This is a genomic window from Hydrogenophaga sp., assembly GCF_011390835.1.
Taxonomy (GTDB): Bacteria; Pseudomonadota; Gammaproteobacteria; order Burkholderiales; family Burkholderiaceae_C; genus Hydrogenophaga.
Genome location: NZ_JAABRQ010000030.1, coordinates 20,695 through 35,318, shown reverse-complemented (window position 1 = coordinate 35,318; position 14,624 = coordinate 20,695). Strand labels below are relative to the sequence as shown.

Below are 14,624 nucleotides of genomic sequence, written 5' to 3'. Positions count from 1 at the left end.
CAGGCCATGGATTGGGCGGTCGAGGGCGTGGTGGGCTCGTTCAAGCCCTGAGATCGGTGCCAAGGCACGCCGTGCGGTTTCTCACGCGGTGTATCGAAGCCATGCCCGGGGCGGTATGCCCTGGTGCAGCGCCTTGAGTACAGTGAGCGGATGATGCAAGCCTACCGCGCCGCCCTGCTGCGCTTCGACGACCAGCACAGACCCTTGTACGACCCCGATGGGCTGCTCGTGACCGCGCCCGACGAGTGGGGTGTGCACACCGTGCGGGCGGCTGGGGCCTACGGCGCCCTCATTGAGCAGTTCCCTGGCCTGGGGGTGCACGATTGGCGCGACCGGCTGATCGCGCCGGGTTTTGTGGACATGCATGTGCATTACCCGCAGACCGACGTGATCGGCTCGCCGGCCGATGGTCTCTTGCCCTGGCTGGAGCACTACACTTTTCCCCACGAAGCGCGCTTCTCCGATCCGGCCTATGCGTGTGGCGTGGCGGCGTTCTTCTTTGACGAACTGCAGCGCCACGGCGTCACCACCGCGCTGACTTTCGCCACCTCGCACCCGGCCTCGGTGACGGCCGCATTCGAGGCCGCGCAGGCTCGTGGCTTGCGGTTCATCACCGGCAAGGTGCTGCAGGACCGCAACAGCCCCGACGGCGTGCGCGACGAGACCGAACAAAGCCTGATCGACAGCGAAACCCTCCTGCAGCGCTGGCACGGCGTGGACCGTTTGGGCTACGCGATCACGCCGCGATTTGCACCGTCTTGTACGCCAGCACAGCTGCGCGGCGCGGGCGAGCTCGCCGCGCGTTACCCAGCAACCTGGATCCAGTCGCACGTGGCGGAAAACCGCGACGAGGTGCGCTGGGCGCACGAGCTGTTCCCCGAGGCGGGCAGCTACCTGGGTGTTTATGGCGACTTTGGTTTGCTGCGCCAGCGCGCCGTTTACGCACACTGCATTCATCTGAGTGAAGATGACCGCGCGCTCATGCAACGCTCGGGCGCGGTGGCCGCCGTGTGCCCCACCAGCAACCTTTTTCTGGGCAGCGGCTTCTTCGACTACCTCGCAGCGGATGCTGCGGGCATGGGTTATGGCCTGGCCAGCGATGTGGGGGGTGGCACCAGCTTTTCGCCCTTCAAGACCATGCTCGCCGCCTACTTCGTGGGTCGCGAAGGCCAGACCAAGCCAGGCCTGAGCCTCCAGCCGTCGCAGCTCTGGTGGCAGCACACGGCGGGCGCGGCGCATGCGCTGGGGCTGAAGGGCGTGGTCGGTAATCTGCAACCCGGCAACGAGGCCGACTTCGTGGTGCTCAACCCCGAGGCCACGCCGCTGCTGGCGCGCCGCACGCAGCAAGCCGACAGCCTCGAAGAGCTGCTGTTTGCGTTGATCGTGCTGGGGGATGAGCGCGTGGTCACGCAGACCTTCAGCGCAGGTCTGAAGGCGCAGGCCCTCAACCGTACTTGAGCTCGGTCGCCTTGCCCCAGAACACCCGGTACATGAACACGGTGTAGCCAATGATCACGGGCAGCGTGATCGCCACGCCCACAAAAATCACGTTCAACGAGGCGGTGCTGATCGCGGCCTCCCACACCGTCATACGGCCGATCACGATGTCGGGGAAGATGCTGTAAGCGAGCCCAAAGAAGGCCAGCACGAAGATCAGCACCGTGTTGGCAAACACCAGCCAGCCGTAGCCCGCGGTCACCAGGTTCGGGCGCGTGAGTACCCAGCGCATGGCAAAGAAAGCCAGGGCACACATGAGCGGCACCGGCAGCAGGGCGAACACCTGCGGCACGCCGAACCATTTTTCCAGCACGCCCGCTTTTACCAGCGGCGTGGCCGCCGAGATGGCCAATAGGGCGCCGGCCATGGGCCACAGCACGCGCCGCGCCCAGCGCACCGAGCTCTGCTGCAAGTCGCCATCGGTCTTCATGATCAGCCAGCCCGAGCCCAGGAGCACATAGGCCGCCGGCAGGGTGAAGGCGATGCCCAGGCTGAATGCCCAGCCCAGTGGTCCGCTGGCAAAGCCGGTGATGTAGCTGCCCAGCATCCAGCCCTGCGACGAGGCGGCCATCAGCGAGCCAGCGAAAAATGCCCGGTTCCAGAATGGCTTGTACTTCAGAGGCGCCTTGACCCGGAAGTCAAATGCCACGCCGCGCAGGATGAGCCCGATCAGCATCACCGCCACCGGCAAATAGAGGGCCTGCAACACCAGGCCGTGCGCGAAGGGAAAGGCAATCAGCAGCACGCCAACACCCAGCACCAGCCAGGTTTCATTGGCGTCCCAGAACGGACCGATGCTGGCGATCATGGTGTCTTTTTCGGTGTCGTTCGCCTGCAGTAGCAGCAGGCCGACGCCGAGGTCGTAGCCGTCCAGAATCACATAAGCCAGCAGGGAAAAGCCCATCACGGCCAGAAAAAAAAGCGGTAGGAATTCAGCCCAGGTCATACGCCGGCCTTTCCCAGCAACGCGCCTTTCGGTGCCTCCGGCGCGTGTTGCTTGGGGTTTTCAGCCATGTACTTGAGCACACCCACGTAGGTCACCAGCAAAAGGCCGTAGACAATCAGGTAGGCGGTCAGCGTGAGGGCGATGTAGGGCGGTGGAACGGTGGTGGCAGCTTCGGTCGTGCGCATCAGCCCGTACACCAGATAGGGTTGGCGCCCGATCTCGGTCACGTACCAGCCTGCCAGCGTGGCGACCCAGCCGGAAAACGCCATGCCCGAGAGCACCCACAGCAGCGGCCGCGGCAAGGCCACCTCGGCCTGCCGACGTTGCTTCCACAGCCGCCAGGCGGTGAAGCCGGCGACCAGCAGCATCAGCGTGCCCACGCCCACCATGACGCGGAAGGCGTAGAACACGGGCGCCACCGGCGGGTGTGCGCCTTCGAATTCATTCAGGCCTTTGATTTCGCCGTCCAGATCGTGGGTCAGCACCAGGCTGGCCAGCTTCGGGATTTCGATGGCGAAGTGCGTGGTTCGCTGTTTTTCATCGGGCACGCCGAACAGGGTCAATGGAGCACCGCGCTGCGTCTCCCAGATGCCTTCCATGGCCGCCACTTTGGCGGGCTGGTGTTCCAGCGTGTTCAGGCCGTGCAGGTCACCGGCGAGGAATTGCAGCGGCATCACGGCGGCGGCGGTGAACACGGCGGCGCGCAAGGCCTTGTGGGTGCCGCGCGTCGCGCTGCCCTTGAGCAACTGCCAGGCGCACAGGCCGGCAATCAGGAACGACGCAGTGAGCGCAGACGCGAGCAGCTTGTGCGCCAACCGGTAGGGCAACGAGGGGTTGAAGACCACCGCCAGCCAGTCGGTCGGGATGAACTGGCCGTTGACGATCTCGTAACCCGCTGGCGTGTGCATCCACGAGTTCAGGCTCAGGATCCAGAAGGCCGACAAGGTGGTGCCGAGGGCCACCAGCAAGGTGGCGGTCAGGTGCACCCGCTCGCTCACCCGGCCACGGCCAAACAGCATGATGCCAAGGAAGCTGGCCTCCAGGAAAAACGCCGTCAGCACCTCATAGCCCAGCAGCGGGCCCGAGATGTTGCCCGTGCGCTCCATGAAGCCCGGCCAGTTGGTGCCGAACTGAAAGCTCATTACGATGCCCGAGACCACGCCCAGTGCAAAGGTGAGTGCAAACACCTTGGTCCAGAAATAGTAGGCCTCTTCCCAGGCTGGGTCGCGCGTTTTCACGAAGCGCAGGCGGAAGAACAACAGGAACCAGCACAGCGCGATGGTGATGGTCGGAAACAGGATGTGAAAGCTGATGTTCGCGGCGAATTGAATGCGCGAGAGGATGAGGGCGTCGAGTTCCATGGTGAGGTGCTGGGTTAGGCTGCGTTGCGTCCTGGGCCGACGCCCGGGGTTTTGCTGCTGCGTCCGGTGAGGCGGTCCTTGATTTCGAGCACCTTGGTCACGGTGGTGCCCATGCCCATGAGCTGCATGGCGGTCTCCGGGGCGAGCTTTTGCACGTCATCGAACCAGGTCATGAGGCGGTCGATCAGGTCGTGCATCTCGCGCATGCGCTGTTGCGCGTGGCGCTCCGCGTCGCTGCGGGGCTTCTCCAGCAAGGCCGTGCGCAGCATGGACAGCGTTGGCTCGATTTCGCGCCGCCGCCGCTCCTCGGCCAGCACCCGAAAGATCTCCCACACGTCCGCTGGGGCTTCGAAATACTCGCGCCGGTCGCCCGTCTGGTGGCGTAGCCGCACCAGCCGCCAGGCCTGCAATTCCTTCAAGCCCATGCTGACGTTGGAGCGTGAAAACTCCAGCGTTTCGGCGATCTCCTCGGCGTTCAGCGCCTGGGGCGAGATGTAGAGCAGGGCATAGATCTGCCCCACTGTGCGGTTGATGCCCCACTTGCTGCCCATTTCACCGAAGTGGGCAACGAACTCGCGGTTCAGGGCGGGGAGGTGGTCCTGCAATGGCATGGACGCCAGCTTAGCGTGAGGCTTCTGAAGTTTCAGTCATTCCTGAAATGACTGGACGACGGACAGGGCCTTCCCGTTTTTGCTGAATGTGGGCCCGTGGACCGACATCCCTACAATGGCGCTCCATGAGCATCAAGAGCGACAAATGGATCCGGCGCATGGCCGAGCAGCACGGCATGATCGAGCCCTTCGAGCCTGGCCAGGTGCGGCAGAACGCGGCGGGCGAGCGCATCGTGAGCTACGGCACCAGCAGCTACGGCTACGACATCCGCTGCGCGCCCGAGTTCAAGGTCTTCACCAACATTCACAGCACGGTGGTCGACCCCAAGAACTTCGACGAAAACAGCTTTGTCGACATCAATAAGGACGTGTGCGTCATCCCGCCCAACAGCTTTGCGCTGGCACGCACCTTGGAGTATTTCCGCATTCCCCGCAACGTGCTCACCATCTGCCTGGGCAAGAGCACCTACGCGCGTTGCGGCATCATCGTCAACGTGACGCCTTTCGAGCCCGAGTGGGAGGGTTATGTAACGCTGGAGTTTTCCAACACCACGCCGCTGCCCGCCAAGATCTACGCGGGTGAAGGCTGTGCGCAGGTGCTGTTCTTCGAGAGCGACAAGGATGACGTCTGCGAGACCAGTTACAAGGACCGCGGCGGCAAGTACCAGGGTCAGGTCGGCGTCACGCTGCCCAAGACCTGAACGCTCAGGCGCTCAGCCTCAGCGCTTGGGCAGCTCGAATCGCATGCGTCTCACCTGGCCGTTGGCGCCAGGGAAATCCTGAAAAATGCCTTGCATCAGAAAAGGCATGACCTCGGCCAGATCGTCGCTCGGACTTTCTTGTACAGCGGAGGCGTCAAACACGGTTTTTCCAGTGCTGTCGCCCTGATCACTGATGCGCAGGCGCAATTCACTGGCCTGCACGGTGCGCGTGACCTCACGGTCGCCCACGTAGCGGCTGCCGAAGCGCTCCTGCACCCAGTAGCCGCCGTAGTGCCGCGAGGGGTCGCGCCAGGCCGGCACGTAGACCCAGTCATCCACATAGACCGGTACCAGCTGGGTGCGCTGCCGCTCGTCCTGGCTGGCCTGCACATCCACCAAAAAACGGCCAGCGCGGCCCTCGGGAGACGGTACCAGACCACGGGTCTGGAGCTCGCGAGCCGCCAGCGTCTGGTAGGCGCGCAGCTCCAGCTCGCGCCCAGCTGCGGGGGCGGTGAAGCTGAAGGTCTGGCCGGTGGCGTCGGCGGGCCACTGGTTGAAGCGGGTGACCTTGGCGTCGATGGTGCTGGCACAGCCGGCCAGGGCCAGCAGCAGCAACGCAAAAACCGCAGCGCCGGTGATGCGGCACGCTGCGGCCACGCCGCGGAAACCGTTGGAGGTGTTCAGGGAGACAGGGGGGAGCGGGGTTTGCATAATGGCGACTTGTCAGTCATGTCAGTCATTGGCGTTACATACCCTGTGACTGCATTGTGCAGAACCGAGTTCCCCGCCGATCAGGAGTGCGTCAGATGAAATGGGAAAACAACCGCCAGTCGGATCAGGTCGATGACCGTCGCTCCTCGTCGGGCGGTGGCGGCCTGGGCGGGATGTTCGGTGGCGGCGGAGGACGGCGCACCGGCGGTCGCAGCCTAGGCCTGGGCACCATCGTGATCGCGCTGGTGGCGGGCTGGATCTTTGGCATCAACCCGATGACGATTCTCGGCGTGCTGGGCGGAGCGGGTGACATCGCGCCCAGCGCCCAGGTGCAGACCGCGCCAGGCGCCGGCGAAAAGCCGACCGATGAAATGGGCCAGTTCACCGCCGCGGTGCTGGGTGGAACCGAAGACGTGTGGACCCAGCTATTCCAGCAGGGCGGCGCGCAGTACCAGAAGCCCCGACTGGTGCTGTTTCGCGGCGCCACGCCCACCGCCTGCGGCACCGGCCAGTCGGCCATGGGCCCTTTTTACTGCCCGGGCGACCAGAAGGTCTACATCGATCTGAGCTTTTACGACACCCTGCGCCGCCAGCTCGGCGCGCCTGGCGACTTTGCCCAGGCCTATGTGATCGCACACGAGGTGGGTCACCATGTGCAGAACCTGCTGGGCATCACGACCAAGATGGACCAGGCGCGCGGGCGAGTCGGCGAGCGCGAGTACAACGCGCTGTCAGTGCGGCTGGAGTTGCAGGCCGACTGTTTCGCCGGCATCTGGGCGCATCACAACGACAAGAGCACAGGCATCATTGAGCCGGGTGATGTGGAAGAGGCGATGAACGCGGCCGCCGCCATCGGTGACGATGCCTTGCAACGCAAGAGCCAGGGCATGGTGGTGCCCGACAGCTTCACCCACGGCACCAGTGACCAGCGCCAGCGCTGGTTCAATACCGGCCTCAAGACGGGCCAGGTGCAGGCGTGCGACACCTTCAATGCACGCTCCCTTTGAGGCGGATCAAGGGCGCAAACAGGCCAAAAACAGGCAAAAAAGGTCTGAAGTGCGACAATAGGAGGCTAACGCCCAGCCTGGGTACCGCCTTTCGCGCCACGTTTTGCCAATGACCCAATCCTTCTCCCAGCTCGCTCTCTCGCCCTCTCTTGCCCGCGCCGTGGCCGAAATGGGCTACGAAAACATGACGCCGATCCAGGCCCAGGCGATCCCCGTGGTGCTGGAAGGCCGCGACGTGATGGGAGCCGCGCAAACTGGCACCGGCAAGACAGCGGCGTTTTCCCTGCCGCTGCTGCAGCGCATGCTCAAGCACGAGAATGCGTCCACCTCGCCAGCGCGCCACCCGGTGCGCGCCCTGGTGTTGCTGCCCACGCGCGAACTCGCTGACCAGGTGGCTGAACAAGTGGCGCTCTACGCCAAGTACACCCAGCTGCGCAGCATGGTGGTGTTTGGCGGCATGGACATGAAGCCGCAGACCGCCGAGCTGAAGAAAGGCGTGGAGGTGCTGGTGGCCACGCCCGGTCGCCTGCTGGATCACATCGAGGCCAAGAACTGCGTGCTGAACCAGGTCGAGTACGTGGTGCTCGACGAGGCCGACCGCATGCTCGACATTGGCTTCCTGCCCGACCTGCAGCGAATCCTGAGCTATCTGCCCAAGCAGCGCACCACGTTGCTCTTCTCGGCCACGTTCTCGCCCGAGATCAAACGACTGGCCAACAGCTACCTTCAGGACCCTGTGACCATTGAGGTGGCGCGCTCCAATGCCACCGCCTCCACGGTGGAGCAGCATTTTTACCGCGTGGACGACGACGACAAGCGCGCCACCTTGCGCAAGATCCTGCGTGATCGAGAGCTCAAGCAGGCGTTTGTGTTCGTCAACAGCAAGCTCGGCTGCGCGCGGCTGGCGCGCTCGCTGGAGCGCGAGGGCCTCAACACCACGGCGCTGCACGGCGACAAGAGCCAGGACGAACGGCTCAAGGCGCTGGAAGCGTTCAAGAGCGGCGCGGTGGATCTGCTGATCTGCACCGATGTGGCGGCGCGCGGTCTGGACATCAAGGATGTGCCCGCGGTCTTCAACTTCGACATCCCATTCAACGCCGAAGACTACGTGCACCGCATCGGCCGCACCGGGCGCGCCGGCGCGTCCGGCCTGGCAGTGTCGTTCGTGAGTGCGCGCGACACGCGGCTGATCGGCGATCTGGAAAAACTGCTGGGCAAGAAGCTGGAGCTCGAAGCGCTGGAACTCGCCAGCGACCGCCAGCCTGCCGGCCACTTTAACGACGGGCAGCGGGTCTGGCAGCGCGATGAATCGCAACCGCCGCGCGAGCACAGCCGCCGTGAGCGCAACGACGCGCCAGCCTCGCGTGCACCATCACGCACGCCGCGTGCCCCAGCCGATCCGCTTTTCGACAAGCCCTACGAACCGAGCCTGCCGGAGGACCAGAAACCGGCCTGGGAAGCCGAGAAGCGCGCCACGGCCCGCTCGGTCTCGCCCAACATCAAGACCCGCAAGAAGGTGCCGATGCTGTTCAAGCCCGCCGAGGCGCCAGCCGAAGCACCGGCGGAGGCACCTGCCCAGGAAAGCTGATCCGCAGCGCTCGTGCTCAGCTTTTTTTGCCTGGGCGCTGAGCCTGCGCGCAGCGCACCTCGATGCGCTCCACGTTGCCCCGATCGTCGAGCAAGCGCGCAGCTGTGAGGCAGCCTCCCCACACGCACCCTGTGTCCAGCGGCAGCACATCGGCCCGCTCCACGCGGCCCAGGGTTGACCAGTGGCCAAACGCCACCGGTGTGTCGACTGTGCGACGGCCGGGCGCGTCGAACCAGGGCATGAAACCCGCGGGTGCGGCGTTCGCGCTGTCCTTGGTGTCGAATTCCATCACCCCCTCAGCTGTGCAAAAGCGCAGCCGCGTCAGTGCGTTGACGATCACCCGCAGCCGGTCGAAGCCGGTGAGATCGTCGCGCCAGCGATCTGGCTGGTTGCCATACAGGTGGTGCAGAAAGTCCAGCCAGTCCGGGCCGCGCAACACAGTCTGCAGTTCACCGGCCAGCGTCAGCGTCTGCGCCACGTCCCAGGCGGGCAGCACGCCGGCATGCACCATCAGCCAGCCCTGCGCCTGCAAGGCCATGGGTTGGTGGCGAAGCCAGGTCAGCAGCGAATCGCAATCGGGTGCGTCCAGGATGTCGTCCACCGTGTCATTGCGGTGCGGCTTGCGCACACCATTGGCGGTTGCGAGCAAATGCAAGTCGTGGTTGCCGAGCAGGACCTGCGCCGCACCATTGAGCGCGATCACGCGCCGCAGCACGCCCAGCGAATCGGGGCCGCGGTTGACCAGATCACCGAGCAGAAACACGGTGTCGCGGCTGGGTGAGAACGCCAGCTTGTCGAGCAGCTGCCCCAAGGCCGCGTTACAGCCTTGTACATCCCCAATCAGGTAAAGTGCCATGCACAAATTATGGACATACTGTTAATTGCATTCTTGACGTTCCTGAGTGGCGTCTTTTCGATGACAGAGATTGCCGTGGTTTCCAGCCGCCGCGTCCGGCTGGAGACCCTGTCCCAGGGCGGCGACCGGGGCGCCCAGGCGGTGCTTCAGCTGCAGGACAACCCGACCCAGTTCTTCTCCACCATCCAGATGGGCAACACCACGATCGCCTTGCTTAACGGCATTGTGGGGGAGGGGGCTTTTGGCTCCGGGTTGAGCCAGAGCTTCGAGCGTTGGGGCATGACCCAAGCCCTGGCGGGTGCGCTCGGTACCACGGTGGTGGTGATCGGGGTGACCTACATCACCATCGTGTTCGGCGAACTGGTTTCCAAGCGGATCGGGCAGAGCGCGCCCGAGTCCATCGCCCGCTTCATGGCGCGTCCTGTTCTGGTGCTGGCCACCGGGGCCCGGCCTTTTGTCTGGTTGCTGGAGGTGTCGACCAACCTGGTGCTGCGCCTGCTGCGCATCCCGTTCGAGGTGCGCAAAGACGTGACCGAGGCCGAGTTGCAGGCCCATCTGGAGCAAGGTCTGGACGCCGGCATCATTGAACACCACGAGCACCAGATGGTGCGCAACGTGTTCCTGCTCGACGACCGGCAACTCACCTCCATCATGGTGCCGCACAGCGACATCGAGTGGCTGGATGCAGAGGATTCGATGGATGACGCGATCCAGAAGGCCTGGACCACCGGCCATTCCTGGTACCCAGTGTGTCGCGGCGGACTGGAGGACGTGGTGGGCGTGATTCACCTGCCGCACATGCTGTCGCTGCAGTCCCAAGGTATCACCGAGGCCATCGCCCAGCACGTCAAGCCTGCGGTATTTGTGCCTGAGACGCTGACCGGCATGGAGTTGCTGGAGCAATTCCGCATCCGCTCCACTCGCATGGTGTTCGTGGTGGACGAATACGGCGTGGTGCAGGGTTTGCTCACCCCGCTGGACATGCTGGAGGCCATCACTGGCGAGCTGTCACCCGAGCAGCCGGTGGATGCCTGGGCGATCCCGAAAGAGAACGGCGCCTGGCTGATCGACGGCGCCATGCCGGTGGCCGAACTGAAGTCGCGCTTTGCGATTGACGAATTGCCAGAAGAAGACAAGGGTCGCTACAACACGGTGGCTGGCCTGATGCAGGCGGTGGCGGGGCAGCTGATGGCGCTGTCTCAGTCAGTCGAGTGCGCGGGCTGGCGTTTCGAGGTGCTGGCGCTTGAGGGTCGGCGCATCGACCAGGTGCTGATCACGCCGCTTCCCCCAACGCCCGCGGCCGAAACTGATCACCCCTGAGGGGTGGTGCGCCGCGCCGGGGCGACGGGTCGGTGCTCGAACAGCCAGTCCTTGAAGGCGCGCGTGGCCGCTGACAGTCGCTTGCCACGCGGGTAGACGACCTGCCAGCGCCGGATCAGCGGAAACCCCTGCACATCGAGTTGCACCAGCTCCCCCAGCGCGAGCTCGGCCACCACCGTGGTGGACGACAACACGGCCAGACCCAGACCGCCGGCCACCGTCTGTTTGATCGCCTCGTTGCTGCCCACCTCCAGCCGGTTGCGCAGCGCGATGCCGCGTTCGGTGAAGAACTTTTCTGCAGTGAGCCGCGTGCCCGAACCCGGCTCGCGCAAGATGAATGGCTCCTGCGCCAGGCGCTTGGGCGCGATGCGTTTGCGCCCCACCAACGGATGGTCGGGCGGCGCAACCACGACCAGGGGGTTGTCGGCAAAGTCTTCGCACACCACATCCAGGTTGTCGGGTGGTTGACCCATGATGTACAGGTCGTCCTGGTTGTTCGCCAGGCGCTGCAGCAGCATTTCACGGTTGCCCACCAGCATCGCCACATCGATGCCCGGGTGCGCTGCACAAAAGCCTCCCAGCAGCTTGGGCACGGTGTACTTCACTGTGGTCAGGATGGCGAGCTTGAGGCTTCCCCGCTCCACCCCCTGCAGGGCCGCCAGGTCCTGAGTGAGGCGCTCCATGCGCGTCTCGAGGTCGGCGCAGGCTTCGGCCAGCGTAGCGCCGGCCGCGGTGAGAAAAATTTTCTTGCCCACTTGCTCGAACAGGGGCTGCCCCACCGTTTCCGAAAGCTGCTTGACCTGCAGCGACAGCGTGGGTGGCGAGAGGTGCAACGCCTCTGCCGCGCGCGCAAAGCTGTTGTGCTGGGCCACGGCGTGAAAGATTCGAAGCTGGTGAAGGGTGGCGTGGCGCAGGTTCATTTGATGCTGCTTTATAGATAGATAAAAATCTAATATAACCGTCTAAACATTTTACTTTTACTTATTCTATAAGCGGGCAACAATTTGTCCCAGTTCGGTGCATTCCCGTCCCGCAAGGGTCAGCACAAGCGATGCACTGAACCCCGACAACGACCACAGACCACCCTGAACAGGAGCAAGACCGCATGGCCACCAAGACCTACAACGCTGGCGTCAAAGAGTACCGCAACACCTACTGGGAGCCGCACTACACCGTCAAGGACACCGACATCCTGGCGTGTTTCAAGATCACGCCGCAGCCCGGCGTGGACCGCGAAGAGGTGGCCGCCGCCGTTGCTGCCGAATCGTCCACCGGCACTTGGACCACGGTCTGGACCGACCTGCTGACCGACCTTGATTTCTACAAAGGTCGCGCCTACAAGATCGAAGACGTGCCCGGTGACGACACCTGTTTCTACGCCTTCGTGGCCTACCCGATTGACCTGTTCGAAGAGGGCTCCATCGTCAATGTGCTGACCTCGCTGGTGGGCAACGTGTTCGGCTTCAAGGCCCTGCGCGCCCTGCGGCTGGAGGATGTGCGTTTCCCAATCGCTTACGTGAAGACCTGCGGCGGCCCGCCGGCAGGCATCCAGGTCGAGCGCGATCGCTTCAACAAATACGGCCGCCCGCTGCTGGGCTGCACCATCAAGCCCAAGCTGGGGCTGTCTGCCAAGAACTACGGTCGAGCGGTGTACGAGTGCCTGCGCGGTGGATTGGATCTGACCAAGGACGACGAGAACGTCAACAGCCAGCCGTTCATGCGCTGGCGCGACCGATTTGAGTTCGTGGTGGAGGGTTGCCAGAAGGCCGAACGCGAAACCGGCGAGCGCAAGGGCCACTACCTGAACGTGACGGCGCCGACGGTGGAGGAGATGTTCAAGCGCGCCGAGTTCGCCAAGGAACTGGGTGCGCCAATCATCATGCACGACTTCCTCACCGGCGGCTTCACCGCCAACACCAGCCTGGCCAACTGGTGCCGCAACAACGGCATGCTGCTGCACATTCACCGCGCCATGCACGCCGTGCTCGACCGTAACCCGCACCATGGCATCCACTTCCGAGTGCTGACTAAGTGCCTGCGCCTGTCGGGTGGCGACCACCTGCACTCGGGCACGGTGGTGGGCAAGCTCGAAGGCGACCGCGAAGCTACGCTGGGCTGGATCGACTTGATGCGCGAACGCTTCATCAAGGAAGACCGCTCGCGCGGCATCTTCTTCGACCAGGACTTCGGCTCCATGCCAGGCGTGTTCCCGGTCGCCTCGGGTGGCATCCACGTCTGGCACATGCCAGCGCTGGTCAACATCTTTGGTGACGACTCCTGCCTGCAGTTCGGCGGTGGCACGCTGGGCCACCCTTGGGGCAATGCGGCCGGCGCCTGCGCCAACCGCGTGGCGGTGGAAGCCTGCGTCAAGGCTCGCAACGAAGGTGTGGCGGTGGAGAAAGAGGGCAAGACCGTGCTGATGGACGCTGCCAAGCATTCGCCCGAGCTCAAGATCGCCATGGAGACGTGGAAAGAGATCAAGTTCGAGTTTGACACTGTGGACAAACTGGACGTGGCTCACAAGTAATCGCCGAGAAACCCGTCGAGTCAAATTCTTAGAGGAACCCCAAATGCAAGACTACACCTCCCGCCTGTCCGACCCCGCCAGCCGCAAGTTCGAAACCTTTTCCTACCTGCCACCGATGACCGACGCGGAAATCCGCAAACAGGTCGAGTACCTGGTCAAGAAAGGCTGGAACCCGGCTATCGAACACACCGAGCCGCGCTACCTCGGAGACTCCTATTGGTACATGTGGAAGCTGCCGATGTTCGGCGAGACTGATGTCGACCGCGTGCTGGCTGAAGCGGCGGCCTGCCGGCAGGCCAACCCGGACAACCATGTGCGCCTGATCGGCTACAACAACTTCAATCAGTCGCAGGGGACATCGATGGTGATCTACCGCGGCAAGACGGTGTAGCTGGTGCTCCCCCCGCGCCGCCTGCGGCGTCACCCCCAAGGGGGCGGCGCTGGCGGCCCGGAGGAGCCGGTTCCGCGGTGCCCTTAAATGGGACACTTGGTCCGGGAGCAAGCGGTGGTGGCACGTTTCACCTCTACCCTTCCCAATGGCGAGTGTCGGGGTGAGTGGCGCGGTGAAGAGAAGGAGGAGCCGACTGCCGGTCGGCGGGGGACATGAGCGGAGCCGTTCGTCCCGGCTCGCGCGGTGCAAGACAAAGAGACAATCGCCGCGAACGCAAGCACGGAGAGAAAAATGGACAGTAACCTTGACGCCTACCGCGTCAGTGAAGAGCCGTACTACCGCCCGGTGGCCGACGAAGTCGAGCTCTACGAGGCAGCCTATTCGGTGCGCATGCCAATGATGCTCAAGGGCCCGACTGGTTGTGGCAAGACGCGCTTTGTCGAGTACATGGCCTGGAAGCTGGGCAAGCCGCTGATCACGGTTGCCTGCAACGAGGACATGACCGCGTCCGATCTGGTGGGGCGCTTTCTGCTCGACGCGCAAGGCACGCGCTGGCAGGATGGGCCGCTGGCGATGGCGGCGCGATTTGGGGCGATCTGCTACCTCGACGAAGTGGTCGAGGCGCGGCAAGACACCACGGTCGTCATTCACCCGCTCACCGACAACCGCCGCGTGCTGCCGCTGGAGAAAAAAGGCGAGCTGTTGCGCGCCCACGCAGATTTCCAGATCGTCATTTCCTACAACCCGGGTTACCAGAGCTTGATGAAGGACCTGAAGCAGTCCACCAAGCAGCGCTTTGGCGCGCTCGATTTCAACTACCCCGAACACGCCATCGAGGCCGAGATTGTCGCCCACGAAACCGGTGTGAGCGCCGAGGTGGCCGATCAGCTCGTGGGCATCGCCGAGCGTGCCCGCAACCTCAAGGGTCATGGCCTGGACGAAGGCATCTCCACCCGCATGCTGATCTACGCCGGTAGCCTGATTGCCAAGGGCGTGGCGGCGCATGCGGCCTGTCGCGTGGCGCTCGTTCGGCCCATCACCGACGACCCGGACATGCGCGACGCGCTGGACGCCGCTGTTTCAACCTACTTCTGATCAGCGCCCCTTG

At 64.0% G+C, this 14,624-nt stretch carries 14 protein-coding genes; 8 read left to right on the top strand and 6 right to left on the bottom strand.

Features of this window, described 5'->3' with window-relative positions; all coding sequences use genetic code 11:
• The first annotated feature begins 153 nt into the window (after positions 1 to 153).
• Complete coding sequence (gene guaD, locus GPT34_RS15425; protein WP_291014300.1) at positions 154 to 1,458, top strand: guanine deaminase; 1,305 nt, start codon at positions 154 to 156, stop codon at positions 1,456 to 1,458.
• Here guaD and GPT34_RS15420 read toward each other — a convergent pair.
• The 3 genes from GPT34_RS15420 to GPT34_RS15410 are packed head-to-tail and all read right to left on the bottom strand — an operon-like array spanning position 1,445 to position 4,415.
• The gene (locus GPT34_RS15420) at positions 1,445 to 2,443 is read right to left on the bottom strand and encodes a cytochrome d ubiquinol oxidase subunit II (protein ID WP_291014290.1); all 999 of its coding nucleotides are present in this window, start codon (positions 2,441 to 2,443) and stop codon (positions 1,445 to 1,447) included. The two genes, guaD and GPT34_RS15420, sit on opposite strands and share 14 nt — an antisense overlap.
• On the bottom strand, positions 2,440 to 3,804 hold the full coding sequence (locus GPT34_RS15415) for a cytochrome ubiquinol oxidase subunit I (RefSeq protein WP_291014288.1): 1,365 nt from the start codon (positions 3,802 to 3,804) through the stop codon (positions 2,440 to 2,442). The genes GPT34_RS15420 and GPT34_RS15415 overlap by 4 nt, the downstream gene beginning before the upstream one ends.
• A gap of 14 nt (positions 3,805 to 3,818) precedes the next feature.
• A complete protein-coding gene (locus GPT34_RS15410) occupies positions 3,819 to 4,415 on the bottom strand; it encodes a GbsR/MarR family transcriptional regulator (protein WP_291014285.1) in 597 nt (198 codons plus the stop codon).
• A 125-nt stretch (positions 4,416 to 4,540) separates the two neighbouring features.
• Here GPT34_RS15410 and dcd point away from each other — a divergent pair, with 125 nt between their 5' ends.
• Positions 4,541 to 5,116: a dCTP deaminase gene (dcd, locus tag GPT34_RS15405; protein WP_077332095.1), complete on the top strand. Its 576-nt coding sequence runs from the start codon at positions 4,541 to 4,543 to the stop codon at positions 5,114 to 5,116.
• Positions 5,117 to 5,134: 18 nt separating this feature from the next.
• On the opposite strand, the gene GPT34_RS15400 is transcribed toward dcd, so the two are convergent.
• A complete protein-coding gene (locus GPT34_RS15400) occupies positions 5,135 to 5,827 on the bottom strand; it encodes a DUF4136 domain-containing protein (RefSeq protein WP_291014282.1) in 693 nt (230 codons plus the stop codon).
• 95 nt (positions 5,828 to 5,922) lie between these two features.
• Between GPT34_RS15400 and GPT34_RS15395 the strand changes: the two genes are divergently transcribed.
• Positions 5,923 to 6,834, top strand: coding sequence for a neutral zinc metallopeptidase (locus GPT34_RS15395; protein WP_291014280.1), 912 nt, complete (start codon positions 5,923 to 5,925; stop codon positions 6,832 to 6,834).
• A gap of 109 nt (positions 6,835 to 6,943) precedes the next feature.
• Positions 6,944 to 8,422: a DEAD/DEAH box helicase gene (locus tag GPT34_RS15390; RefSeq protein ID WP_291014278.1), complete on the top strand. Its 1,479-nt coding sequence runs from the start codon at positions 6,944 to 6,946 to the stop codon at positions 8,420 to 8,422.
• A 16-nt stretch (positions 8,423 to 8,438) separates the two neighbouring features.
• On the opposite strand, the gene GPT34_RS15385 is transcribed toward GPT34_RS15390, so the two are convergent.
• Entirely contained in the window at positions 8,439 to 9,278 is an 840-nt protein-coding gene (locus GPT34_RS15385; protein WP_291014276.1) for a symmetrical bis(5'-nucleosyl)-tetraphosphatase, read from the bottom strand.
• A 9-nt stretch (positions 9,279 to 9,287) separates the two neighbouring features.
• Here GPT34_RS15385 and GPT34_RS15380 point away from each other — a divergent pair, with 9 nt between their 5' ends.
• On the top strand, positions 9,288 to 10,598 hold the full coding sequence (locus GPT34_RS15380; RefSeq protein ID WP_291014273.1) for a hemolysin family protein: 1,311 nt from the start codon (positions 9,288 to 9,290) through the stop codon (positions 10,596 to 10,598).
• Here the strand turns inward: GPT34_RS15380 and GPT34_RS15375 are convergent.
• The gene (locus tag GPT34_RS15375) at positions 10,589 to 11,518 is read right to left on the bottom strand and encodes a LysR family transcriptional regulator (RefSeq protein WP_291014271.1); all 930 of its coding nucleotides are present in this window, start codon (positions 11,516 to 11,518) and stop codon (positions 10,589 to 10,591) included. The two genes, GPT34_RS15380 and GPT34_RS15375, sit on opposite strands and share 10 nt — an antisense overlap.
• Before the next feature lie 185 nt (positions 11,519 to 11,703).
• Here GPT34_RS15375 and GPT34_RS15370 point away from each other — a divergent pair, with 185 nt between their 5' ends.
• The 3 genes from GPT34_RS15370 (at position 11,704) to GPT34_RS15360 (ending at position 14,611) form a co-directional block, all read left to right on the top strand.
• Complete coding sequence (locus GPT34_RS15370) at positions 11,704 to 13,125, top strand: form I ribulose bisphosphate carboxylase large subunit (protein ID WP_291014268.1); 1,422 nt, start codon at positions 11,704 to 11,706, stop codon at positions 13,123 to 13,125.
• Between the two features lie 43 nt (positions 13,126 to 13,168).
• Complete coding sequence (locus GPT34_RS15365; RefSeq protein ID WP_291014266.1) at positions 13,169 to 13,516, top strand: ribulose bisphosphate carboxylase small subunit; 348 nt, start codon at positions 13,169 to 13,171, stop codon at positions 13,514 to 13,516.
• A gap of 291 nt (positions 13,517 to 13,807) precedes the next feature.
• Positions 13,808 to 14,611: a CbbQ/NirQ/NorQ/GpvN family protein gene (locus GPT34_RS15360; RefSeq protein ID WP_291014264.1), complete on the top strand. Its 804-nt coding sequence runs from the start codon at positions 13,808 to 13,810 to the stop codon at positions 14,609 to 14,611.
• Positions 14,612 to 14,624 lie beyond the last annotated feature (13 nt).